The sequence below is a fragment of the Tabrizicola sp. genome (assembly GCF_030694085.1).
In the GTDB taxonomy this organism is placed as follows: Bacteria; Pseudomonadota; Alphaproteobacteria; order Rhodobacterales; family Rhodobacteraceae; genus Tabrizicola.
The window spans coordinates 190,229-213,268 of the sequence record NZ_JAUXZE010000073.1; the positions used below are offsets into that span (position 1 = coordinate 190,229).

At 65.4% G+C, this 23,040-nt stretch carries 25 protein-coding genes, 1 tRNA gene and 1 pseudogene; 15 read left to right on the forward strand and 12 right to left on the reverse strand.

The window, feature by feature from the left end; translation table 11 throughout:
• Nucleotides 1-53 precede the first annotated feature (53 nt).
• Genes Q8M85_RS17810 through Q8M85_RS17820 form a run of 3 tightly spaced genes read left to right on the forward strand, consistent with a single transcriptional unit; the run spans nt 54 to nt 4,178 of the window.
• Nucleotides 54-2,078, forward strand: coding sequence for an FAD-dependent oxidoreductase (locus Q8M85_RS17810; RefSeq protein ID WP_305547074.1), 2,025 nt, complete (start codon nt 54-56; stop codon nt 2,076-2,078).
• Nucleotides 2,078-3,586, forward strand: a complete 1,509-nt coding sequence (locus Q8M85_RS17815) for a trimethylamine methyltransferase family protein (protein ID WP_305547076.1) — start codon at nt 2,078-2,080, stop codon at nt 3,584-3,586. The genes Q8M85_RS17810 and Q8M85_RS17815 overlap by 1 nt, the downstream gene beginning before the upstream one ends.
• A 13-nt stretch (nt 3,587-3,599) precedes the next feature.
• A complete protein-coding gene (locus Q8M85_RS17820; RefSeq protein WP_305547078.1) occupies nt 3,600-4,178 on the forward strand; it encodes a TetR family transcriptional regulator C-terminal domain-containing protein in 579 nt (192 codons plus the stop codon).
• 2 nt (nt 4,179-4,180) lie between these two features.
• On the opposite strand, the gene Q8M85_RS17825 is transcribed toward Q8M85_RS17820, so the two are convergent.
• Genes Q8M85_RS17825 through Q8M85_RS17835 form a run of 3 tightly spaced genes read right to left on the reverse strand, consistent with a single transcriptional unit; the run spans nt 4,181 to nt 5,882 of the window.
• Nucleotides 4,181-5,071, reverse strand: coding sequence for an SRPBCC domain-containing protein (locus Q8M85_RS17825; RefSeq protein ID WP_305547080.1), 891 nt, complete (start codon nt 5,069-5,071; stop codon nt 4,181-4,183).
• Complete coding sequence (locus Q8M85_RS17830) at nt 5,068-5,544, reverse strand: SRPBCC family protein (protein WP_305547082.1); 477 nt, start codon at nt 5,542-5,544, stop codon at nt 5,068-5,070. The genes Q8M85_RS17825 and Q8M85_RS17830 overlap by 4 nt, the downstream gene beginning before the upstream one ends.
• Nucleotides 5,541-5,882 carry a helix-turn-helix transcriptional regulator gene (locus tag Q8M85_RS17835; protein WP_305547084.1) on the reverse strand — a complete coding sequence of 114 codons (342 nt, stop codon included), beginning with the start codon at nt 5,880-5,882 and terminating at the stop codon, nt 5,541-5,543. The genes Q8M85_RS17830 and Q8M85_RS17835 overlap by 4 nt, the downstream gene beginning before the upstream one ends.
• Nucleotides 5,883-6,084: 202 nt before the next feature.
• Here Q8M85_RS17835 and Q8M85_RS17840 point away from each other — a divergent pair, with 202 nt between their 5' ends.
• Nucleotides 6,085-8,229: a malate synthase G gene (locus tag Q8M85_RS17840; protein ID WP_305547086.1), complete on the forward strand. Its 2,145-nt coding sequence runs from the start codon at nt 6,085-6,087 to the stop codon at nt 8,227-8,229.
• Between the two features lie 289 nt (nt 8,230-8,518).
• A complete protein-coding gene (locus tag Q8M85_RS17845; protein ID WP_305547088.1) occupies nt 8,519-9,355 on the forward strand; it encodes a DUF3883 domain-containing protein in 837 nt (278 codons plus the stop codon).
• 16 nt (nt 9,356-9,371) lie between these two features.
• Here Q8M85_RS17845 and Q8M85_RS17850 read toward each other — a convergent pair whose 3' ends face one another.
• Both Q8M85_RS17850 and Q8M85_RS17855 read right to left on the reverse strand, forming a co-directional pair.
• Nucleotides 9,372-9,605: a hypothetical protein gene (locus tag Q8M85_RS17850; protein ID WP_305547090.1), complete on the reverse strand. Its 234-nt coding sequence runs from the start codon at nt 9,603-9,605 to the stop codon at nt 9,372-9,374.
• A 62-nt stretch (nt 9,606-9,667) separates the two neighbouring features.
• Nucleotides 9,668-9,919 carry a BolA family transcriptional regulator gene (locus tag Q8M85_RS17855; protein ID WP_305547092.1) on the reverse strand — a complete coding sequence of 84 codons (252 nt, stop codon included), beginning with the start codon at nt 9,917-9,919 and terminating at the stop codon, nt 9,668-9,670.
• A gap of 74 nt (nt 9,920-9,993) precedes the next feature.
• Here Q8M85_RS17855 and Q8M85_RS17860 point away from each other — a divergent pair, with 74 nt between their 5' ends.
• On the forward strand, nt 9,994-10,626 hold the full coding sequence (locus Q8M85_RS17860; RefSeq protein WP_305547094.1) for a J domain-containing protein: 633 nt from the start codon (nt 9,994-9,996) through the stop codon (nt 10,624-10,626).
• Here Q8M85_RS17860 and msrB read toward each other — a convergent pair.
• Nucleotides 10,623-11,069, reverse strand: a complete 447-nt coding sequence (gene msrB / locus Q8M85_RS17865) for a peptide-methionine (R)-S-oxide reductase MsrB (RefSeq protein WP_305547096.1) — start codon at nt 11,067-11,069, stop codon at nt 10,623-10,625. The genes Q8M85_RS17860 and msrB overlap by 4 nt on opposite strands.
• A 174-nt stretch (nt 11,070-11,243) precedes the next feature.
• Here msrB and cobS point away from each other — a divergent pair, with 174 nt between their 5' ends.
• The 3 genes from cobS (at nt 11,244) to Q8M85_RS17880 (ending at nt 13,148) form a co-directional block, all read left to right on the forward strand.
• Nucleotides 11,244-12,218 carry a cobaltochelatase subunit CobS gene (gene cobS, locus Q8M85_RS17870; protein ID WP_305547099.1) on the forward strand — a complete coding sequence of 325 codons (975 nt, stop codon included), beginning with the start codon at nt 11,244-11,246 and terminating at the stop codon, nt 12,216-12,218.
• Nucleotides 12,219-12,677, forward strand: coding sequence for a thermonuclease family protein (locus tag Q8M85_RS17875; RefSeq protein WP_305547101.1), 459 nt, complete (start codon nt 12,219-12,221; stop codon nt 12,675-12,677).
• Between the two features lie 147 nt (nt 12,678-12,824).
• Nucleotides 12,825-13,148, forward strand: coding sequence for a hypothetical protein (locus Q8M85_RS17880; RefSeq protein WP_305547103.1), 324 nt, complete (start codon nt 12,825-12,827; stop codon nt 13,146-13,148).
• A gap of 16 nt (nt 13,149-13,164) precedes the next feature.
• Here the strand turns inward: Q8M85_RS17880 and Q8M85_RS17885 are convergent, their stop codons facing one another.
• Nucleotides 13,165-13,749, reverse strand: coding sequence for an NADPH-dependent FMN reductase (locus Q8M85_RS17885; protein ID WP_305547105.1), 585 nt, complete (start codon nt 13,747-13,749; stop codon nt 13,165-13,167).
• A gap of 240 nt (nt 13,750-13,989) precedes the next feature.
• Between Q8M85_RS17885 and cobT the strand changes: the two genes are divergently transcribed.
• The 3 genes from cobT to Q8M85_RS17900 all read left to right on the forward strand — a co-directional run bounded on the left by cobT (nt 13,990) and on the right by Q8M85_RS17900 (nt 18,088).
• The gene (gene cobT, locus Q8M85_RS17890) at nt 13,990-15,858 is read left to right on the forward strand and encodes a cobaltochelatase subunit CobT (RefSeq protein WP_305547107.1); all 1,869 of its coding nucleotides are present in this window, start codon (nt 13,990-13,992) and stop codon (nt 15,856-15,858) included.
• A 77-nt stretch (nt 15,859-15,935) separates the two neighbouring features.
• Nucleotides 15,936-17,735 carry an aminopeptidase P family protein gene (locus Q8M85_RS17895; RefSeq protein ID WP_305547109.1) on the forward strand — a complete coding sequence of 600 codons (1,800 nt, stop codon included), beginning with the start codon at nt 15,936-15,938 and terminating at the stop codon, nt 17,733-17,735.
• Nucleotides 17,736-17,746: 11 nt separating this feature from the next.
• Entirely contained in the window at nt 17,747-18,088 is a 342-nt protein-coding gene (locus tag Q8M85_RS17900) for a DUF427 domain-containing protein (protein WP_305547111.1), read from the forward strand.
• On the opposite strand, the gene Q8M85_RS17905 is transcribed toward Q8M85_RS17900, so the two are convergent.
• Nucleotides 18,075-18,485, reverse strand: coding sequence for a SufE family protein (locus Q8M85_RS17905; protein WP_305547113.1), 411 nt, complete (start codon nt 18,483-18,485; stop codon nt 18,075-18,077). The two genes, Q8M85_RS17900 and Q8M85_RS17905, sit on opposite strands and share 14 nt — an antisense overlap.
• A gap of 122 nt (nt 18,486-18,607) precedes the next feature.
• On the opposite strand from Q8M85_RS17905, the gene Q8M85_RS17910 reads away from it, so the two are divergent.
• Nucleotides 18,608-19,066 carry a hypothetical protein gene (locus tag Q8M85_RS17910; protein WP_305547115.1) on the forward strand — a complete coding sequence of 153 codons (459 nt, stop codon included), beginning with the start codon at nt 18,608-18,610 and terminating at the stop codon, nt 19,064-19,066.
• A gap of 68 nt (nt 19,067-19,134) precedes the next feature.
• Here Q8M85_RS17910 and rnd read toward each other — a convergent pair whose 3' ends face one another.
• Nucleotides 19,135-20,289 (reverse strand): ribonuclease D, encoded by a 1,155-nt coding sequence (rnd, locus tag Q8M85_RS17915; RefSeq protein WP_305547117.1) that lies wholly within the window; start codon nt 20,287-20,289, stop codon nt 19,135-19,137.
• Nucleotides 20,290-20,421: 132 nt separating this feature from the next.
• Here rnd and Q8M85_RS17920 point away from each other — a divergent pair, with 132 nt between their 5' ends.
• Nucleotides 20,422-20,787, forward strand: a complete 366-nt coding sequence (locus Q8M85_RS17920) for a YbaN family protein (protein ID WP_305547119.1) — start codon at nt 20,422-20,424, stop codon at nt 20,785-20,787.
• Here the strand turns inward: Q8M85_RS17920 and purN are convergent.
• The gene (purN, locus tag Q8M85_RS17925; protein ID WP_305547121.1) at nt 20,776-21,366 is read right to left on the reverse strand and encodes a phosphoribosylglycinamide formyltransferase; all 591 of its coding nucleotides are present in this window, start codon (nt 21,364-21,366) and stop codon (nt 20,776-20,778) included. The two genes, Q8M85_RS17920 and purN, sit on opposite strands and share 12 nt — an antisense overlap.
• Nucleotides 21,363-22,409 (reverse strand): phosphoribosylformylglycinamidine cyclo-ligase, encoded by a 1,047-nt coding sequence (gene purM, locus Q8M85_RS17930; protein ID WP_305547123.1) that lies wholly within the window; start codon nt 22,407-22,409, stop codon nt 21,363-21,365. The genes purN and purM overlap by 4 nt, the downstream gene beginning before the upstream one ends.
• 114 nt (nt 22,410-22,523) lie before the next feature.
• Here purM and Q8M85_RS17935 point away from each other — a divergent pair.
• A tRNA-Ile gene (locus tag Q8M85_RS17935) sits at nt 22,524-22,600 on the forward strand.
• Between the two features lie 4 nt (nt 22,601-22,604).
• Here the strand turns inward: Q8M85_RS17935 and glyA are convergent.
• Nucleotides 22,605-23,040: pseudogene (gene glyA / locus Q8M85_RS17940) on the reverse strand (serine hydroxymethyltransferase); the annotation flags it as partial.

A 23,040-nucleotide genomic window follows, 5' to 3' on the forward strand; every position in this document is an offset into this window, starting at 1 on the left:
GACGCGGTCTGCGCGGCCCTCTTACTGTACGATCATTCAACAAGGATGGTCTGATGCCCCGCGACCCCCGCTACGACATCCTGTTCGAACCCGTCCGCATCGGCCCGGTCACCGCCCCCAACCGCTTTTACCAGACCCCGCACGCGACCGGCTTTGGCTGGCAGCGCCCGCAGTCCGGTGCGGCGCTGCGCGGGGTGAAGGCCGAGGGTGGCTGGGGCGTGGTCTGCACGGAATATTGCTCGATCCACCCTTCTTCGGATGACAGCCCCTATGCGTTCCTGACGCTGTGGGATGACGACGACATCGCGCCGCTTGCGCTGACGGCTGACGCCATCCACGCCCATGGCGCGCTGGCCGGGATCGAGTTGTGGCACGGGGGCGCCCATGCGTCGAACCGGATGACCCGGGTGCCGGGGATCGCGCCGGATGCGCAGCCCGCGCTTTACCACCTGCCCGCGACGGCGCGGGCGATGGACCTGTCGGACATCCGCGCCTTCCGCGGCTGGCAAAGGGATGCGGCGAAGCGCGCGAAGCGGGCGGGGTTCGACATCGTCTATGTCTACGCCGGGCATGATTACCTGCCGTTTCAGTTCCTGTCACGGCGCAGCAATCACCGGGGCGATGCCTATGGCGGGTCTTTGGAAAACCGCGTCCGCCTCTTGCGCGAGATGATCGAGGATACCAAGGACGCCGTGGGCGACACCTGCGCCGTGGCAGTCCGGCTGGCGGTGGATGAGTTGCATGGGCCGGAGGGGATCACGTCTGAAGGCGAGGGCCGCGAAGTCATTGAAATGCTGGCAGAGCTGCCGGACCTTTGGGATGTGAACGTCGCCGGGGCCTTGGGCAACGACTCGCGGTCGGCGCGGTTCTCTGGCGAGGGGTTTCAGGAGGAGAACGTTGCCTTCGTGAAGTCCATGACCACGAAGCCCGTGGTGTCGGTGGGCCGCTTCACCTCGCCCGACCGGATGGTCAGCCAGATCAAGCGCGGGGTGCAGGATTTCATCGGCGCGGCACGGCCGTCCATCGCCGACCCGTTTCTGCCGATGAAGATCCGGGAGGGGCGCGAGGACGAGATCCGCGAATGCATCGGCTGCAACATCTGCCGGGCGGCGAACAATGAGGGCGTTGGGCTCCGCTGCACGCAGAACCCGACGATGGGCGAAGAATGGCGGCGTGGCTGGCATCCCGAGCGGATCGCCGTCCATCCGCGCCGGGAAAAGGCGCTGGTGATCGGCGGCGGCCCGGCGGGGCTGGAGGCGGCGCTGACGCTGGGGCGGCGGGGGCTGGAGGTCACGCTGGCCGAGGCGTCCGAGGCATTTGGCGGGCGGCTCCTGCGCGAGGCGACCCTGCCGGGGCTGGCGACCTGGATGCGGGTGCGCGACTGGCGGCTGCACATGATCGGCAAACTGTCCAACGTGACGCTCTATCCCGCAAGCCGGATGGGCGCGCAGGATGTGGCCGCGTTCGGGGCGGATCATGTGGTGCTGGCGACCGGGTCGCACTGGCGGCGGGATGGGGTCGGGGTCTACGCGATCCGGCCCTTGTCCCTGCCCAAGGCGCTGACGCCGGATGATGTGCTTGCCGGGGCCGGGATCGCCGGGCCGATCGTGATCTACGACGACGAGCATTACTTCATGGGCGGGGCGCTGGCCGAGAGGTTGGCCGGGGCGGGGCATGAGGTGCATTATGTGACAACGGCCCCGGTGGCGTCGTCCTGGACGGTGCTGACCAACGAGCAGGATTTCCTGCAGGCCCGGCTGATCAAGGCGGGGGTGCGCCTGCATCCTCTCAAGTCCTTGAAAGCGCAGGGGAATGGGGAAGTCACAATTTCTTGCGTCTACACGGGTCGGGAAGAGCCCCTGCCCTGCGGCACGCTGATCCTGTGCACCGGGCGGCTGCCCGACACCGCCCTGCACGACGAGATGATCGGGCATGGCATCCCCGCCTCCCGGATTGGCGACTGCCTCGCGCCGTCCTCCATCGCGGATGCCGTCCATTCCGCCCACCGCTACGCCCGGCTGCTGGGCGAGCCCGACTTGCCCCCGCGCCGGGAACGCGCGCCCATAAGGAGCCTTTGATGCGCCAGCGTCGCCCCGCCCGGACCCCGAACGCCATCCCGCAGCCGCCCTTCGGCCAGGTGCCCAGGGTCTATGATCCGATCAGGGTGATCAGCGACGATCAGGTCGAGGCGATCCATCAGGCGGCGCTGCGATTGCTGGCTACCCAAGGGATGCGGGTCCTGAACGGGCGGGCGCTGGACCTGTTCCGGGGCGCGGGCGCGCGGATCGACGGGCAGATGGTCTACCCCGAGCCGGGCCTGATCGAAGGGCTTCTGGCCACGGTCCCGCCGACGTTTCGCATCGCGGCGCGGAACCGGGCGAGGGACCTGCGCTTTGGCGGCACTGACATGGTTTTTGCCAGTGTCGGCGGGCCGGCCTATGTGATGGACCTTGACCGGGGTCGCCGCGACGGGACCTTGCAGGACCTGCAGGACTTCCTGCGCCTCTGCCAAAGCCTGAACGTGATCCAGCAGGAATCTGGCGGCCCGCTGGAGCCGATGGACCTGCCCGCCGCGACCCGGCATCTGGACCTTTATCTGTCGCAATGCACCCTACTGGACAAAAGCTGGCAGTTGAACGCCCTTGGTCGCGAGCGGACGATGGACGGGATCGAGATGGCAGCGATCTCGATGGGCTGGTCGCTGGATGATCTGGCGCGCCAGCCGATGATGATGGGGGTGATCAACACCAACTCGCCCCGGCAGCTGGACGTGCCGATGGCGGAGGGGCTGATCGCGCTGGCGGAACATGGGCAGGTGGCGATCGTGACGCCTTTCACGCTGGCAGGGGCGATGGCCCCGGTTTCACTGGCGGGGGCGCTTGTCCTGCAGCATGCCGAGGCGATGTTCGGGGTGGCGTTGACGCAGATCGTGCGGCCCGGGGTGCCGGTGATGTATGGCGGGTTCACCAGCAATGTCGACATGAAGACCGGCGCGCCCGCCTTTGGCACGCCGGAATATGCCAAGGCGGCGCAGGCATCGGGTCAACTTGCACGCCGGATCGGGGTGCCGTTCCGGTCCTCGAACACCACGGCGGCCAATGCGCTGGATGCCCAGGCGGCTTACGAATCGATGATGTCGCTCTGGGGCTGCCTGATGGGCGGCGCGCATCTGGTGATCCACGGCGCGGGCTGGATGCATGGCGGGCTGACGGCAAGCTTCGAGAAGCTGATCCTGGACGCCGAACTCTTGGGGATGATGCAGAGCTATTTCCGGCCCATCGCAGTCAGCGACGAGGCGCTGTCGCTGGACGCCATCGCCGAGGCCGGGGTCGGCGGTCATTTCTTCGGCACGGCGCAGACGATGGCGATGTATGAAACCGCTTTTCACCCGCCGATGCTGTCGAACTGGGACAGCTATCCGAACTGGCAGGCGCGGGGGTCGGAGGAGGCTCCGCAGCGGGCCAACCGGATCTGGAAGGAGTTGCTGACGAACCATGAGGAGCCACCCCTCGACCCCGGCATCCGCGCGGCGCTGGAGGATTTCGTCGCCCGCCGCAAGGCCGAGGGCGGGGCCCCGACGAACTGATGGCGACGAACTGATGGCCAAGTTCACCAGACTTTCCAGCGAGGAACGCCGCGCGCAATTGATCGACGTGGGGTTGGCCTGTCTGTCCGAAGGCGGCATCCTGCATTTCACTGTCGACCGCATCTGCCAGCGGGCGGGAGTGTCGCGCGGGCTGGTGCTGCACCATTTCGGTTCGATGGCCGAGATGCTGGCGGCCGTCTACGCGCGCATCTACCGCGATACCGTCCCCGATCTGGGCTTGCTTCCGCCCGAGGCCCGGCTGGAGGCGCTGCTCGACGGGATCTTCGCCCCGACGGCCTTCAGCCGCGACACGCTGGCCGCCTGGCTGACGCTATGGGGCCAGGTCGCGGTCACCCCTGCCCTGCAGGCGGAACACCAGCGGCAATTCCGCGTCTACCAGGCGCAGGTTCGTGACGCGATTGCGGCAATGGCGGAAGCACGGGGGCGGAAGGTCGAGGCCGACCGCCTTGCCAGCTCACTTGTCTGCCTGATCGACGGGTTATGCCTGCAACGCTGCATGGACCCCGACGTGATCAGCGCCGAGGCCGCGAAAGCCGCATGCAGGGACCTCCTTGCGCCCCATCTCGGCTAGGGTCACTCGGCCCCGATGATCTTCGCCAGCTTGCCGAGCGTCTGAAGACCCAGTTCCACCGCGCCAAAGCCCTTGGCGTCGTGGTACTCCTTGGCCGTCGCCATCACCATGCCCAGCGTCACCTTCGTCGCCCCGTCCTGATCCTCGAACGTTGCCCAGGCATCGGCATGTTTCGGCCCGTTCTCGCCCCAGTGCAGCGTGTAGTCGAGGCGCGCTTCGGGAATCATCGCGCCGTATTTGTGGTGGTTCGGGAAGACCGTGCCGTCCGGCCCGATCATGTCGAACACCCACTCGCCCCCGGCCCGCAGGTCGATGCGGGAGGTGCGGCACGAAAACCCGTCCGGCCCCCACCATTTCGGCAAGGATTCGGAGTTCATCCACGCCCCCCAGACCACCGGAACCGGGGCCTTGATGACCCGCTGCAACAGCAAGGTCCGTTCCGCAACCGCGCGCAGGTTGTCGATGCCCGCGTTGAAGCCTTGGCGATACCCGTCGGCCATGTCCGCGGCCAATGAGGCCAGCTGGACCGTGACCTTGATCCGGCTGGTCTCGCCCTCGGCCGCGAAATCGGCGGTGACAAGGGCCGCGGACTGTCGGTCCCCTTCCTTCGAGACAACCTCATAGCCGACGGTCCGCGCCTCGGGCACGAGGTCAAGCCAACCGCCCTCGACCCTTAGGTCCGGCTCTCCGGCCACCTTGCAAAGCGAAACCTCACGCCCGCCAACCCTGCTGTCGGCTTCAAGGAACTCCACCGTGACCGAGGGGGCCGTCGCGGCCCAGACCGCCCGCGCGGCAGGTGAGATCCAGGCGGCGTAAAGCGTGGCCACCGGGGCCGCGATGCTGCGCTCGAAGGTCAGGGTTGCGAAACGGTCTGACACCTGATCGCGGCTCATTTCATCAATCCTTGTGCATATTCCTCAAGCTGCGTGACCACCGTGCCCCAGCCATCATAGAACCCCATGTCCTTGTGCGCCTTCGCAGTATCCGCGTTCCGGTGCCGGGCGATGGCGGTATACTTGGTGCGGCCGCCCCCGATGTCCTCGAAGGTCAGGATCGCGGTCATGAAGGGTTCGGGCGCGGGCTTCCAGCCTTCGGTGTAGGCGTCGGTGAAGACGAGACGCTCGTTCGGCACGACCTCAAGATAGACGCCGTTGTTCTGCATCTCGTTGCCTTCGACCAGAAAGGTCGTGTTGCACTTGCCGCCGACGCGGACGTCCAGGTCGCAGGCCGTCACCTTGTGCGGTTTCGGGACGAACCAGTGGACCAGATGCTCGGGCGTCGTCCAGCACATGTAGAGGATGTCGCGCGGGGCGTTCACTTCGCGGGTCAGGACGAGGTCAAGTTCCGGGTCAAGGTCGGGTTTCATTTCTCACGCTCCTTCATGAGGTTCATCACGTAGTCGTCCAGCCGATCCAGCCGCGCCTCCCAGACCTTGCGCTGCGCGTCGAGCCAGTCGGTCATCGGCTCCATGGCCTTGGGCTGGAAGACGCAGGACCGGACGCGCCCGTCCTTCTGGGTCGAGACCAGCCCCGCCTCTTCCAGCACCGAGAGATGGCGCAGGATGGTTGGCAACTTGAACCCGGTCGGGCCGGCCAGTTCAGTCACCGGCGCCGGACCGCGCGCCAGTCGGTTCAACATCATGCGTCGGGTCGGATCCGACAGCGCATGGAACAGGAGGTCGAGGTGTGGATCATGCTTAGCCATGTTGCTAACTATACACCCATTGCAGCGTGAGGAAAGAAAAACTTAGCAAGTTGGCAAAGTTTTTTACCTTCGCGATTTTCCGACAAGTGATTTTCGGCCCGGCTTGGAATTGCCCCCCTGCTTTCCTTTGCCCGGCCTGTCCCTCTCGCCTATTGTGTGCCACAGCATACAGAGCGGCCCGAAGGCCCAGGGAGAACAAGCGATGGCGGAACGTCTGGATCGTTCGGGGCTTCAGGTGGATGCGGTGCTGGCCCGCTTTGTCGAGGACGAGGCGCTGCCCGGCACCGGACTCGAGGCTGCGAAGTTCTGGTCAGGCCTGGCCGGGATGCTGGCCAACTTCGCCCCGCAGAACCGGGCGCTCTTGGCCAAGCGGGACGACCTGCAGGCAAAGATCGATGTCTGGCACGTGGCCCGGCGCGGCCAGCCGCATGACCATGGCGCCTACAAGGCGTTCCTGGCCGAGATCGGCTATCTCTTGCCCGAAGGTCCGGCCTTCAGCATCGAGACGACCAACGTCGACCCCGAAGTTGCCAAGGTTCCGGGCCCTCAACTGGTGGTTCCGGTGACCAATGCCCGCTATGCCCTGAATGCCGCCAATGCCCGCTGGGGCAGCCTTTACGACTGCCTTTATGGCACCGACGCGATGGGCTCGTTGCCCCCTGCGGGCGGCTATGTGCGGGGCCGCGGCGCGCGGGTGATCGCCCGGGCGCGGGTGTTCCTGGACGAGGCTTTCCCGATTGCCGGCACAAGCCATGCGGACGTGCGGCGCTACGTCGTGAAGGACGGGGCGCTGCTGGTGGACGATCTGCCGCTAGTGGACCCGTCGAAGTTCGCGGGCTACCGGGGCAATCCGAAAGCCCCGGACGCGGTTCTGTTGCGCAACAACGGGTTGCATGTGGAACTGGTCTTCGACCGCGCGCATTTCATCGGCTCGCGGGATCAGGCGCTTTTGGCCGACGTGCAACTGGAAAGCGCGTTGACGGCGATCATGGACTGCGAGGATTCGGTCGCCTGCGTCGATGCCGGCGACAAGGTCGGGGCCTACCGGAACTGGCTGGGGCTGATGAAGGGAACCCTGTCCGAGGTCTTTGAAAAGGGCGGCCGCCCGGTAGAGCGTCGGCTGGCGGCGGACCGGGAGTATCTGGATCCGAACGGCAGCCCGTTCACGCTGAAGGGCCGCGCGCTGATGTGGGTCAGGAACGTGGGTCACCTGATGACCAATCCGGCGATCCTGCTGCCGGATGGGACCGAGGTGCCCGAGGGTCTGATGGATGCGATGATGACGGTGGCCATCGCGCTGCATGACCTGCGGAAGACCGAGGGGATGCGGAACTCGGTCCAAGGCTCGGTCTATGTGGTGAAGCCCAAGATGCACGGGCCGGAGGAAGTGGCTTTTGCAGACGCGGTGATGGCGCGGGTGGAGGAGGTGCTGGGGCTGCCCAAGGCGACGGTGAAGCTGGGGATCATGGATGAGGAACGGCAGACGTCCGTGAACCTCAAGGAGTGCATCCGCGCGGCGAAGGGGCGGGTTGCGTTCATCAATACCGGCTTTCTCGACCGGACCGGGGACGAGATTCACACCTCGATGGAAGCCGGGGCGTTCAGCCGGAAGGACTTCATCAAGCGGAAGTCCTGGATCACGGCCTATGAGAACCTGAACGTCGACATCGGGCTGGAGTGCGGGTTGTCGGGTCGCGCCCAGATCGGCAAGGGGATGTGGGCGATGCCGGACCTGATGGCGGCGATGCTGGACGAGAAGATCGCCCACCCCCGCGCGGGGGCGAACACGGCCTGGGTTCCGTCGCCGACGGCTGCCACCTTGCATGCCCTGCACTATCACAAGGTCGATGTCTTCGCGGTGCAGGCGCGGCTGGCGAAGGGCGGGCGGCGGGCGCATGTGGACGGGATCCTGGACATTCCGCTGGCCAGCTTTCAGGCCTGGAACCGGGCGCAGGTGCTGCGCGAGGTCGAGAATAACGCGCAGGGGATTCTGGGCTACGTCGTGCGCTGGATCGATCAGGGGGTGGGCTGTTCGAAGGTGCCGGACGTGAGTGATGTCGGGCTGATGGAGGACCGGGCGACCTGCCGGATCTCGGCCCAGCATGTCGCGAACTGGCTGCATCATGGGGTCGTCAGCGAGACCGAGGTGATGGAGGCGATGAAAAAGATGGCCGCCGTGGTGGACCGGCAGAACGCGGGCGATCCCTTGTATCGGCCGATGGCCCCGGCCTTCCAGGGGGCGGCTTTCCAGGCGGCCTGTGATCTGGTCTTCAAGGGCCGGGAGCAGCCTTCGGGGTACACCGAACCCCTCCTCCACGCCTGGCGGTTGCGGGTGAAGGCAAGGTAGTGTCCACGGTGGACATTTCTGGTTGATCGTTTGTAATCAATGGCTTGGTCGCGGGCGTTAGGGGTTTCTTAACACCTGCCCACAGCGCGGATCGGGGCGGTTTTCAAGCGGAGCGCTGGCGCGCCAGCCTTTGTCTCGCCTCTGGCGCAAGCGCCAACCGGCTCGGGCATTGGGGGGGTTTGACCCCCCAAACCCCCGGAGGATATTTGCGAACAGGTGAATGGCATGCAGGCTTTCCGTCTGGCGGGGCGGGTGACAGGTGTTTCCGCCTTCTGTAGCTTGCCCGCCAATGCCATTCGAAGACTGGTCAGCCGAGGAGAACGACCGGATCGTCGCGGATTACTTCGCGATGCTGGCCGAGGATATTGCACAGCGGCCTTACAGCAAGGCCGAGCATCGGCGCAGGCTGCGGCAGGGGCTGAATGGGCGCTCGGACGGATCGGTGGAGTTCAAGCACCAGAACATCAGCGCCGTCCTGAAGGGGCTGGGGGAGACGTGGATCACCGGCTACAAGCCTGCCTTCAACTTTCAATCCTCCCTGGAAGATGCTGTTCTACGCTGGCTTGGGCAGAACAGCGTGTGGCTGGACCGCACACCCGCCCCGCTTCCCGAGACTGTCTTTCAGGATGAAGCGACGATCTGGATCGGTCCCTCGCCGACGTTGTCGAACCAGCCGCAGCCGAAGGAGCTGGAGCAGATGCTGCGGATCGCGCGGAAGTTCGACGTGGCGGGCCGCGATGCGCGCAATCGGGCGCTGGGGCGTGCGGGAGAGGACCGTGTCCTGCGTCATGAGCGGGCGGTTCTGCGGGCGTCGGGTCGCGACGATCTGGCGCGCAGGGTGCGCTGGGTGTCCGAGGCGGATGGCGACGGCGCGGGATACGACATCGCCAGTTTCACCCCCGAGGGCCGGACGCGGCTGATAGAAGTGAAGACCACGAACGGCTGGGAGCGGACGCCGTTCCATATCAGTCGGAACGAATTGGCGGTCGCGGAAGAGCGGCGGTCGGACTGGAGTCTCTTCCGTCTGTTGAACTTCGGGCGTGCCCCGCAGGCCTTCGAATTGCGCCCACCGCTGGACGCGCATGTGTCTCTGGCTGCAACGACCTTTCAGGCCAGTTTCCAGTGAGCAGGCGGTGCCGGGGTCAGCGCCGGTCAGGCGGCGCCTGCCCCATCAGGCCGACCTCGCGCGAACGTCTCGGGCGGAGGTAGGCCCAGTTGAGGAGCGCGGCCGGAACGCCGATCACCAGGCCTGCAAGCGCGGCCCAGAGGAAGGTGGACCAATGGTACTGGCCCAGCGCAAGCCCGGCGATGACGACGGCCCCCGCAATGGATGAGGTCCAGAGGGCGAGGAGCCAGATACGGAGATGGGGGAACATGGCGGTTCTCCTGCGATGGGTGGTCGCAGGGTAAACCCGTTCCATGCGGTCGGGTTCCTACCCTAGCCGATATCGAGTGCAATCGCGTGGATGCGCTGGTTGAGGTCCCCCAATGCCTTTTGCACAGCGCGGTGCCGGGCGACGCGGGACATCGGCGCGAAAGCTTCGGCGCGAATGGTGATGTGGAAGTGGCTGGCGCCAGAGCCGTCGTCGCCGGCGTGGCCTGCGTGCTTGTGGCTTTCGTTTTCCACCTTTAGGACCGAGGGCTGGAACGCGGCGGTCAGGCGGTCCTCGATTTCGTCTTTCACCGTCATGTCAGGCCAGCCCCCTTCTAACTTCCGGGAAAAGCCCTAAACTCATGCCCCCGAGTCGGAAAGGCCCAGTTCGCATGTCCAGTCGCCCGCCATTCGAGTTCAACATCAGCGCCGCCGCTGACAAGAAGCGCAAGAAAACCGGGCGGCGCGGGATGTCCGGGGCGTTCGATACCGCGGACAAGCCCTGCGATTACCCGGGTTGCAAGGAGAAGGCGGCGTTCCGCGCGCCGAAATCGCCGGACCTGCTGGATGAGTTCTTCTGGTTCTGCAAGGACCATATCCGCGAGTACAATCTGAAATGGAACTTCTTCCAGGGCACCACGGACGAAGAGTTCCAGAAGTTCCTGGACAAGGACCGGGTCTGGGAGCGGGAGACCAAACCCTTCAGCCGGATCGGTGACGGCAATGCCTGGGCGCGGCTGGGGGTGAATGACCCGATGGCGCTTTTGGGCGAGAAGGCGACGCAGAACCCAGGGCGGCCGAGTTCGGCCGCGACGCGGAAACTGCCGCCGACCGAGCGGAAGGCGATCGAGATCCTGGATGCCCGCGACACGATGTCCAAGACCGATATCCGCAAGGTCTACAAGGGGTTGATCAAGGTGCTGCACCCCGACATGAACGGCGGCGACCGCAGCCACGAGGAGCAGCTGCAAGAGGTCGTATGGGCCTGGGAGCAGATCAAGGACAGCCGGTACTTCCGGGACTAGGCGGGTCGGAAGGTCAGCGCGGCACCGTTCATGCAGTAGCGCAGTCCGGTGGGCTTGGGCCCATCCTCGAACACATGACCGAAATGGCCGCCGCAGCGGCGGCAATGGACTTCGGTCCGCGCGCCGAAAAGGCCGCCGTCTTCTCGGGTGCGGATCGCATCCGGGAGCGGTTGCCAGAACGAAGGCCAGCCAGTGCCGCTGTCATATTTCGTCCTGGACGAAAAGGCGGCAAGGTCGCAGCCCGCACAGTGGTAGGTGCCGGGGCGCTTTTCCAGGTTGAGCGGGCTGGTGTGCGGGCGTTCGGTCGCTTCCTCACGCAACACCTCGTAGGCCGTATCGGAGAGGCGGGCACGCCATTCGGCCTGGGTCAGGGTGAATTCGAAGGTGTCGGCCCGGGCCATCGGGGCGGCGAGGATGGTGAGAAGAAAGAGGCGGCGGTGCATGCGGGGTCCTTTCGTCTTGCAGGGTATGCCCAAGCTACGCCGGCACGAAGTCGCAAGTTTCAGGGTCACGCAAACGGGAAGACGGCCCTTCCCCTTGAACCCCCCGGCGTTATGTTCCAAGGATGACCGGGTGCGGTGCAATGGGGCGCTGCCGGCGAAAGATGGACCTTCACGATGCTGGATCAGGCGATGAAACCGACCGAGGAAATCTCGGTCCGCGATGTGTTCGGGATCGACACCGACATGCGTGTGAAAGGCTTCGCCGAGCGGACCGATCGGGTGCCGGAGATCGACACGACCTACAAGTTCGACCCGGATACGACTTTGGCGATCCTGGCGGGCTTTGCCTATAACCGCCGGGTCATGATCCAGGGTTATCACGGGACGGGGAAATCGACCCACATCGAGCAAGTGGCGGCGCGGCTGAACTGGCCTTGCGTGCGGGTGAACCTGGACAGCCACATCAGCCGGATCGACCTGATCGGCAAGGACGCGATCAAACTGCGCGACGGCAAGCAGGTGACCGAGTTCCATGAGGGGATTCTTCCGTGGGCGTTGCGCAACGCGGTGGCCATCGTGTTCGACGAATACGATGCGGGGCGGGCGGACGTGATGTTCGTGATCCAGCGGGTGCTGGAGCATGACGGAAAGCTGACGCTGCTGGACCAGAACGAGATCATCACGCCGAACCCCTATTTCCGGCTGTTCGCGACGTCCAACACGGTGGGTCTTGGCGATACCACGGGACTTTACCACGGGGTCCAGCAGATCAACCAGGCCCAGATGGACCGCTGGTCCCTGGTCGCGACGCTGAACTATCTGAGCCATGACGCGGAAACCGCAATCGTGCTGGCGAAGAACGCGCATTACAACACCGACAAGGGCCGCAAGGTCATCAGCCAGATGGTCACCGTCGCGGATCTGACCCGGACTGCCTTCATGAACGGGGACCTGTCGACGGTGATGTCGCCCCGGACGGTCCTCAACTGGGCCCAGAACGCCGAAATCTTCCGCAACGTGGGCTATGCCTTCCGGCTGACCTTCCTGAACAAGTGCGACGAGCTGGAGCGCCAGACCGTGGCCGAGTTCTACCAGCGCTGCTTTGCCGAGGAGCTGCCGGAGTCGGCGGCCAGCATGGCGATGAGGTAAGTGCGGAGGGTTTGGCAGAGCCGGGCCCTCGCCTCGCTTCTCGGGGTCTACCTTGTTGCAGGATGCGTTCCGTCGACCGATGGGATCACCGCCAGCCCTTCACCTGCCGAGGGCAATGGTTGCCGGGTCACCTATATCGCCGACGGCGACACTGTGCACATGGCCTGCTCCGGCGCGGGTGAAGTGAAGGCGCGGCTTCTGGGATACGATACGCCCGAGGTCCATTCTCCAGGCTGCGGTGCTGAGCTTGCAGCAGGTCGGCAAGCCACGGCCATCCTGCGCCAGATCATCCAGTCGGGACCCATCACGGACGCACGTTTTCAGGGGCTGGACCGCTATGGTCGTTCATTGGTCCGGCTGGAAGTCGGTGGACGGGATGTCGCGCGACAGATGATCTCGACGGGTTATGCCGTGCCATACTCTGGCGGCGCCAGCCCGATCTGGTGCCGCATGCTGTGAGGGCGAAGGCTGGAACCGCCCTGAGCGATCCGCAGCCTCTGTAGATTTTCGTTCTCATTCTGCCTTGAAAACGTGCGGCTTTCAGCGCCCAATGCTGAAATGGCGCGCGGTTTGGAAACTTTTCTGGCTGCTCTCGCTGTGGGGTTTGTGGCTGACAGCCCCGCAACGGCCGACCCGCTTTTGCGACAGTTCGCCATCTGCACCGGGCGCTATTCGGCGCTGGTGGAGCATCAGTGGCTTGTGGATGGCCCGGCCTCCGAAGGCTCGGCCGGGGTGCGGGACAGTCTTTGGACGCTGGCTGAGGCGGTCGCAGGGCCGGCCGAAGCCGCAGCCGCGATGGGGTGGCGCATCGATGCCAAGGTGGCGCAGCGGGGGCTTCTGGACCGGGCGTATTTTGCACGTGACGCGGCGGCAGAAAAAAGGTCGGCGCAGCTTTTGCAAGCCTGCGCCGACCTGATTGGTCAATCTTGAAACTTCCGCGAGAAGCTTAGGCCTTGGCGGCTTTGGTCGCCTTGGCCCACCAGATCACGTCATCCAGCATGGCCGTCGCCGACGGAGCGATCGAACCTTCGATGTCCGCGAGGTTGCCCGAGCCACCGAAACCGGGGTGCACCTTGAAGAAGTCACCGCCGCCGATGCGGACATTGTTGCGGGTGGGAACCATCTGCAGCTCGACGCCAATGTTCTGCAGGTGACCCAGCGCGTTGGCGCCGCCCATCGAGCCATAGGCGACAGCGCCCATCGGCTTTTTCGCCCATTCGACATAGGCCTGGTCCAGGGCGTTCTTCAGGACCGCAGTGATCGAGCGGTTGTATTCGGCCACGACGAAGATGTAGCCGTCGAATTCACCGACTTTCTTCTGCCAGGCAACGGCTGCCGGGTCCTGCGAGGGCGCCCAGGCGTTCGAGGCGACTTCGGCGAAGAAGGGAAGCGGGTGGTCGCGGAGGTCCACGACCTCGACATCGATGTCGCCACGGGCATCGGCCTGAGCCTTGATCCAGGCGGTCGGGATGTCGGCAAAACGGGTCGGGCGGGTCGACGACACGATGATCGCGATTTTCGGATTGGCCATTGATCAGGCTCCTCGGCTGGAATTGAATTCTGTGCGCTGTTATCTGGGGCCTGGGGGTCCTCTGCCAACTCCTCAGGGCCGCGCCGGGTCTGTGCAATGGCGCACGTGAGGCATGTGGGATTGCCTTAGGGTGTCTGTCGGCCCCTGCGCAGCCCCGGGTCTGATGCTCGGTCGGCTTTTCCTGCCCACAGGCTTTCGGTCGGGCTTGCCGATGCCGGGAGGGGGTGCTTTATCTTCGCTATGAACAAGCCCACCGACAATCCCGCCGATCCCTTCAAGAAGGCCCTGGCCGAGGCCACCCGCACGATGGCGGATGACCCGGAAATGTCGGTGACCTATTCGGTCGACCCGGCGGGCATGAACAAGGAGGGCGTGCGCCTGCCGCAGGTGTCGCGCCGGATGACGCGGGACGAGGTGCTGCTGGCCCGCGGGACGGCGGATGCCTTCGCGCTGCGGCGTCGGTATCACGACGACGGCGTGGCCGCGCGCTATGCGCCGACAGGTCCCCTGGCGCGGGACATCTACGAAGCAATGGAGAACGCCCGCTGCGAGGCGGTTGGCGCGCGTGACATGCCTGGGACGGCAGGCAACATCGACGCGAAGATCGCGCATGAGGCGGACCGCAAAGGCTATGGTCAGGTGACTCAGGCGTCGGAGGTGCCGCTCCCGGTGGCGGCCGGGTACCTCGTGCGTCAGATGGCGACGGGGCGGGCCCTGCCGAAATCGGCGGAGCATGCCGCAGACCTCTGGCGCGGCTTTGTCGAGGAACAGGCGGGGGCAACGCTGTCGAGCCTGGACGATGTTCTGGCCGACCAGGCGGCCTTTGCCCGGCTGGCGCGGAAAGTCATCGCGGATCTTGGGTATGGCGACCAGCTGGGCGATGACCCGGACGCGCCCGAGGATGCGGGCGACGACCAGGCGGAGGAAGATCAGGACAGCCCGGATTCGGCGGGGGATGAGCAGGAGGAGAGCGAGGACTCCGAAGCCTCGCCCGAGCGGAGCCAGGAAGAACAGCAGGACCAGTCCCAGGCGCAGGTCACGATGGAAGACAGCGCCGACATGGAGCAGGGCGACGAGGCGGAATTGCCCGAGGGCGAGGCGCCGCTGGAGCCGCCTCCTCCGGCGCCCTATTCGGATGCGGACCCGAACTATTCCGTCTATACGACGGACTTCGATGAAGAAATCAAGGCGGAGGAGTTGGCTGAACCGGCCGAGCTGGAACGGCTGCGCGCCTATCTGGACCAACAGCTTGAACCCCTGAAGGGCGCGGTATCGCGGCTGGCGAACAAGTTGCAGCGCCGGTTGCAGGCACAGCAGAACCGGTCGTGGCTGTTCGATCTGGAGGAAGGCACGCTGGACGCAGGCCGTCTGGCGCGCGTGGTGGCGAACCCGACGACCCCCTTGAGCTTCAAGCAGGAGAAGGACACCGAGTTTCGCGATACCTGCGTGACGCTGCTTCTGGACAACTCGGGCTCGATGCGGGGGCGGCCGATTTCCATCGCGGCGATCTGTGCCGATGTGCTGGCGCGGACGCTGGAGCGGTGTTCGGTGAAGGTGGAAATCCTGGGCTTTACCACACGTGCCTGGAAGGGCGGGCAGTCGCGCGAGCGGTGGCTGGCACAGGGCCGGCCACAGATGCCGGGGCGGCTGAACGACCTGCGGCACATCATCTACAAGTCGGCGGATGCTCCGTGGCGGCGGGTGCGGCCGAACCTTGGGCTGATGATGAAAGAGGGTCTTCTGAAGGAGAACATCGACGGCGAGGCGCTGGAATGGGCACATCGGCGGATGCTGGCCCGACCTGAAGCGCGCAAGATCATGATGGTGATCAGCGACGGGGCGCCGGTCGACGATTCAACTTTGTCGGTCAACCCCGCGAATTACCTGGAGAAACATCTGCGCGACGTGATTTCGATGGTCGAACGCCGCCGCGCGGTGGAGCTGATCGCCATCGGGATCGGGCATGACGTGACCCGCTACTACCAGCGCGCGGTAACGATCACCGATGTCGAGCAGCTGGCCGGCGCGATGACCGAGCAGCTGGCAGGCCTTTTCGAGGTGGACCCGAAGAAGCGCGCCCGGGCGCTGGGGATGCGGCGGGCGGGGTAAAGGGGGCCGTCGACCCCCTCGGAGCTGACGCTCCTCACCCCCGAGGATATTTGGTCAAAGATAGAAAGGCCTGCGGGATGTTCCAGAGCTTCGAGAGCCATGCCTCGCCGGATCAAGGCCCGCCGCGGTTGGCCGCTTTGCGGGCGAAGCTGGGGGCGATGGGAATTGCCGGGTTCATGGTTCCCAGGGCGGATGTGCATCAGGGCGAATATGTGGCCGCCCGGGACGAGCGGCTGCAGTGGCTGACAGGGTTCACCGGGTCTGCCGGGTTCTGCATCGTGTTGCCCGAAGAAGCCGGTGTGTTCATCGACGGGCGGTATCGCACACAGGTGAAGGCTCAGGTGGATCTTGCGGCCTACACTCCGGTGCCTTGGCCTGAAGTGAAGGCGGGCGACTGGATACGGGAGAAGCTGTCGGCGGGCGTGGTGGGGTTCGATCCCTGGCTGCACACGGCGGACGAGATCGACAAGCTTGAGAAATCGCTTGAGGGAATCGGCGTAAGCCTCTCTGCAATCGATGAAAACCTTGTGGACGCGATCTGGCCCGACCAGCCTGATGCGCCCTGCGGCAAGGCTTTCGTGCATCCGGTGGAACTGGCCGGGGAACACCATGACGCCAAGCGCGCCCGGCTGGCCGAGGGACTGCGGAAGGCCGGGCAGAGGGCAGCGGTGGTGACGCTGCCGGATTCGCTGTGCTGGCTGCTGAACCTCCGGGGGGCCGACGTGCCAAAGAACCCGGTGCTGCAGGGTTTTCTTGTGCTGCATGATGACGGGCAGGTGGACCTGTTCGTCAACTCTGCAAAGCTGGATGCGGACGTGCGGGCGCATCTGGGGCCCGCGGTCCGGGTGCATCCGACAGAGGGCTTTGCCCAGGCGCTGAAAAGCCTGACCGGATCGGTGCGGGTGGACAAGGGGACGGCTCCGCTGGCGGTTTCGGACATTCTGAAAGGCGCGGGTCTGGACGTTGTCTGGGGGGATGATCCCTGCCGTCTGCCCAAGGCCTGCAAGAATACCGCCGAGATCGCCGCCACGCGCGAAGCGCATCTGCGCGACGGGGCGGCTATGGTGGAGTTCCTGCGCTGGCTGGACGAAGCTGCGCCCAGTGGCGGGCTGACCGAGATCTCGGTGGTGCAGGCGCTGGAGGGCTTCCGGCGCGCCACCAATGCGCTGCATGATATCAGCTTTGACACGATCTGCGGCGCGGGTCCGCACGGCGCGATCATGCACTACCGGGTGACGGAGGAAACGAACCGGCCCGTCGGGCAGAACGAACTGCTTCTTGTCGATTCGGGGGCGCAGTATCTGGACGGGACGACGGACATCACCCGCACCGTGGCGGTGGGTGATCCAGGCCAGGAAGCGCGGGAGTGCTATACGCGGGTCCTGCAAGGCCTGATCGCGATCAGCCGGGTGCGGTTCCCGAAAGGCTTGCCGGGCCGGGACATCGACGCGCTGGCGAGGTTCAACCTGTGGGTAGCGGGACAGGACTATGATCACGGGACGGGGCATGGCGTGGGGGCCTTCCTGTCGGTACACGAGGGGCCGCAGCGGATTTCGCGCGTCTCGGAGGTGCCGCTGGAGCCCGGCATGATTCTGTCAAATGAACCGGGTTACTATCGCGAAGGGGCCTTCGGCATCCGGCTGGAGAACCTGATCGTGGTCGAGGAGGCCCCTGCCCTTGGCGACAACCGGGCACAATTGTCTTTCGAGACCCTGACCTTTGTCCCCTTCGACCGCCGCCTGATCCTGCGCGAGGAACTGTCGCCAGGCGAGGTTCGGTGGCTTGATGCTTATCATTCGATGGTGCTGGAAAAGCTTGCCCCTCGGGTCGCGGGCGCTACCCTTGCCTGGTTGAGGCACGCCTGCGCCCCGATCTGAAGGAGGCACCAATGGCCGAACACATCACAATTACCGCAATCGCCGAGCCAGTCACGGTCAGCGTTGGCGGCGTAACCCTTGGCGAAAGCCACAAGGCGCTGGAGCTGAAGGAGGGGAGCTATCCCCCCGTCACCTATGTCCCGCGCGAAGATATCGACATGTCGCTTCTGAAGCGGACCGAGAAGTCGACCACCTGCCCATGGAAGGGTCGAGCCAATTACTATTCGGTCCGGGGCGAGGACGCGGTGCTTGAAAACGCCGTCTGGACCTACGAGGAGCCGCTCGCGGATGTGGCCCCGATTGCAGGGCACCTGGCCTTCTATACCGACCGGGTCACCGTCAGGCGCGGCTAGCGGCCTCTTCGCGGATGCGCTGGACCATCGCGCGCACCCCGTTCGAGCGCTGGCTGGACAGGTGTTCGTTCAGGCCCAGGCGGCCAAGTTCGGCCGTGGCGTCGATCCTGCCGACCTCGGCCAGCGGAACGCCTGAATAAAGCGCGTGGAGGACCGCGATCAGGCCGCGGACGATCATCGCATCCGAGTCGCCCTGGAAGTCGAATTTGCCCCCGTCGACCATCGGTCGCAGCCAGACCTGGCTGGCACAACCCTGCACCTTCAGCGCCGGGACCTTGAAGCTGTCGTCCAAGGGAGGCATCGCCTTGCCCAGTTCGATGACATGGCGGTAGCGGTCTTCCCAATCATCCAGGAAGTCGAAGGTTTCCGCGATCTCTTCGAAGGCTTCGGTGGCCATGCGCTGCTCCTTCTGTCCGGGGTGAGGTAAGCCCGCCGAGGCCAAAGGTCCAGTCCAGAGAAGCGCTTTTCAAATGCGGTCCCATCGGCTACCCAAGAGGCAGTTGTTCAGGATACTCACCCATGCCTCTTTCCCGCCGTCTTGTCGTTCTTGGCCTTGGCCTGACCCTTGCGGGCTGTGGCGGGTTGCGAGACAGCAGGCTGAACCCCTTCAACTGGTTCCGACGGTCCGAGCCGCGCGAGACGATCGTGCTGCCCGGTAAGGAAACCGATCCGCGGGGTCTGGTCCAGACGGTGCTGTCGATGGAGGTCGAACCGATCCCCGGCGGTGCGGTGATCCGCGCGCGCGGACTGACGCCGACCCAGGGTTGGTGGAATGCCGAGCTGGTAGCGCGCGATCTGGGCGACGACGGCGTTCTGGTCTACGAATTCCGGCTTCTGCCCCCGACCGGCCAGACGGACGTCAACACCCAGCGGTCACGCGAGATAGACGTCGCGATCTACATATCGGACGTAAAGCTGCAGAACGTCAGCGAAATCGTGGTGCAGGGCGCAACCAACGCACGTTCGGCGCGGCGCTAGAGGGGCGCTCCTCGTGCGACTGCGTCTTCTCGTCGCAAGCGCGGCGTGACGAAATCCGCAACGCGCCGTCAGAGCTGGACGACGCGAACCTCGCTGCCCCTGGCCGAAAGGGCGATTTCGCCCTTGCAGAGCCGGATCGCATCATCCCCGAAGGCTTCGCGCCGCCAGCCATTCAGGGCCGGGACCTCGCGGTCGCCGGCTGCAATCTGGTCAAGCTCAGCCGACGAGGCGATGAGCCGCGGGGCAACGCCAAGGGACTCGGACTTGGCCTTGAGGAGGACCCGCAGAAGGTCGGCAAGTGCGGGGTTCACCTGCATCTGTTCGCGCGAGGCGTCGATCTTCGGCATGTCCTCGGGCTTCATTTCCAGGCCCTCCTTCACCGCAGCCAGAATTCCGTCGGCGATCTCGGGCTTGCGGCCCTCGCGCAGGAGGAGGCGGGAGCGGCCCAGTTCTTCGACCGTCGTCGGCCGGGTGGAGGCGAGTTCCAGAAGCGCATCGTCCTTCATCACGCGGGAGCGGGGGACGTTCTGGCCTTGCGCATAGGCTTCGCGGAACTTCGCCAGCGCCTTCACCACCGCCAGGAAGCGGCCCGACGTAGTGCGGGTCTTGATGCGCTGCCAGGCCTCTTCCGGGTTGACGGTGTAGGTCGCGGGATCGGTGAGAAGGGACAGCTCCTCGGCCACCCAGTCGGCGCGGCCGTTTTTCTTCAGCTGGGCGGCGAGAAATTCGTAGATCACCCGCAGGTGCGTGACATCGGCAAGGGCATAGTCCTTCTGGGCATCGGACAGCGGGCGGCGCGACCAGTCGGTGAAGCGCGAGGTCTTGTCGAGGTTCGCCTTGGCGATGCGCTTGACCAGCGTCTCGTAGCCGACCTGTTCGCCGAAGCCGCAAACCATCGCGGCGACTTGCGTGTCGAACAGGGGTTTGGGAAATACGCCACCTTCGACGAAGAAGATTTCAAGGTCCTGCCGGGCGGCGTGGAAGACCTTGACGGTCGCCTCGTGCCGGAAAAGGTCGTAGAGTGGTTCCATCGACATCTCGTAGCCCTCGATCGGATCGATCAGGACCGCCTCTCCCGCGCCGGGAAGTGCCATCTGGATCAGGCAGAGCTTGGACCAGTAGGTGCGTTCGCGCAGGAATTCGGTGTCGATGGTGACGAAGGGCTGGGACTTGGCAAGCGCGCAGTAGGCGGCGAGGTCTTCGGTCGTGGTGATCGTGCGCATTTGACTTGCCTTTCGCTTGCGGGGTCATCCCGCCCATTTTACGGGCCGCTATAGGCGGATCGGGGGGAAAAGGGAAGAGCGGGGTTGTCGCGGCGGGGTTGGCGTGGCTTGGTGGCCCTTTCGGAGGCACGGATGCGGGGTTTCTGGCTTGCGGCGGGAGGGCTTTGCCTGGGGATGGGCCTCTTGGGCGTAGTGCTGCCGGTGCTGCCGACGACGCCGTTTCTGCTACTGGCTGCGGGGTGCTTTGCCCGGTCCTCACCCCGATTGCATGGCTGGCTGCTGGGCCATCCGGTCTTCGGGCCGCCGATACGGAACTGGGAGGAGAACGGCGCAATCTCGCGCAGGGCCAAGTGGCTGGCCGTGGGAAGCATGGCTGGGGTGCTGGTCGTGTCGATGATGCTGGGGCTGACCTGGAAGGTACTGCTGGCGCAATCGCTGCTGATTGCGGTGGGATCAGCCTTCATCCTGACGCGGCCGGACGGGCCGTCAGGGAAGTAAGAGCGGGGTGCGGTCTCCGGTCGCAAAGCGGCGCAGGACCTGCGGGTAAAGACGATGCTCCTGCGTCAGGACGCGGGCCGCGAGGGTGTCTTCGGTATCTCCGGGCAGGACGGGAACGCGGGCCTGGCCGATCAGGGGACCGGCGTCAAGCTCGGCGGTGACTTCGTGGACGGTGCAGCCGGCTTCGCTGTCCCCGGCAGCAAGGGCGCGGGCATGGGTGTGCAGGCCCGGATATTTCGGCAGCAGCGAGGGATGGATGTTCAGCATCTTCCCCTGATAACGGCGGATGAAGCCGGGGGTCAGGATGCGCATGAAGCCCGCGAGACACAGGATGTCGGGGTTTGCGGCATCGATTTCTTTGGCGAGCGCGGTCTCGAACGCCTCACGGTTCTTGCCGAAGGGGCGGTGATCGACGGCGGCGATGGTCACACCAAGGTCTGCGGCTTTCTCCAGGCCCTTTGCCTGCGGGTCGTTGGAGACGACGAGGACCGGGCGCGCGTAACGGCCCTCGACCATGTCCCGCACCAGCGCCAGCATGTTCGAGCCACCCCCGGAAATCAGGATGGCGACGCGTTTCATAGAAGGCGGCCCTGGTAGACAACCCCCTGCCCTTCCACGATGCGGCCAAGGCGGGTCACCGTCTCGCCTTCCTGGGTCAATAGTTCGGTCAGCGCCTCGGCGCGGTCTTCCGCCACGACAAGGATCATGCCGATGCCGCAGTTGAAGGTCTTGAGAAGTTCAGGTTCCGACATGTTGGCGGTCTGGGCCAGCCAGCGGAACACCGGGGGCAGCATCCAGGCACCAAGGTCGATCTCGCAGGCAAGGCCTTCGGGCAGGACACGGGGCGGGTTCTCGGTCAGGCCGCCGCCGGTGATATGGGCAAGGCCGTGGACCCCCCCGGCGCGAACGGCGGCGAGGGCTTGTTTCACGTAAAGCCGCGTCGGCGCAAGCAGGGCTTCCCCGAGCGTGCCTTCGCAGAAGGGTGAGGCGGCGTCCCAGGAAAGGCCGCTCAGTTCCACGACCTTGCGCACGAAGCTGTAGCCGTTGGAATGGACGCCGCTGGATGCAAGGCCGAGGAGGACATCGCCCTGCTGCACGTCGCGTGGCAGGTCCTGACCGCGTTCCATCGCGCCTACGGCAAAGCCCGCAAGGTCGAAGTCGCCCTTGTGATACATGCCGGGCATTTCCGCCGTCTCGCCGCCGATCAGCGCGCAACCGCTGTCGGCGCAGCCCTTGGCGATGCCGGTGATGATGCGGGTGGCTTCCTCGACCTCAAGCTTGCCGGTGGCAAAGTAGTCAAGGAAGAACAGGGGTTCGGCCCCCTGGCAGACAAGGTCGTTGACGCACATGGCGACCAGGTCGATCCCGATCGTGTCGACGTGGCCGGTGTCGATGGCAATGCGCAGCTTGGTGCCCACCCCGTCGGTCGCGGCCACCAGGATCGGGTCCTGGTAGCCTGCGGCCTTGAGATCGAACAGCGCTCCGAACCCGCCAAGGCCGCCCATCACGCCCGAACGGCTGGTGGACTTTGCGGCGGGCTTGATCCGGTCGACCAGCCGGTTCCCGGCGTCGATGTCCACGCCTGCATCGGCATAGGTCAGCCCGTTGTGGCCCTTGGTCATCTGCCTGTCCCCCGCGCGGATTCGATCTTGCGGCCCGCATAGACGATTGCCCGCAAGGGTGCAACGAGGCCCGCTTGACCCCTCGCCCGGTTCTGGTAGGCAAGGCCATGCTACGGGCCTGTAGCTCAATTGGTTAGAGCAGGGCGCTCATAACGCCTTGGTTGGGGGTTCGAGTCCCTCCGGGCCTACCAGCTTTCACAGCCCCGGATAGATCGGGAAGGCCTGGCACAGGGCCTCGACTTCGGCTTTCACCTTGGCTTCCACCGCGCCGTTGCCGTCTTCACCGTTGGCGGCGAGGCCTTCGGTCACCTCGATGATCCAGCGGCCGATCTGGCGGAATTCGGGTTCGCCGAAGCCGCGGGTGGTGCCTGCCGGGGTGCCGAGGCGGACGCCGGAGGTGATCGTCGGCTTTTCGGTGTCAAACGGGATGCCGTTCTTGTTGCAGGTGATGTGGGCACGACCGAGGGCCTTTTCCGTGGCGTTGCCCTTGACGCCCTTGGGGCGCAGGTCGACCAGCATCAGGTGGGTGTCGGTGCCGCCGGTGACGATGTCGAGACCGCCCTTCATCAGCTCATCCGCGAGGGCCTGGGCGTTCTTGACGACCTGGGCCTGGTAGGTCTTGAACTCGGGC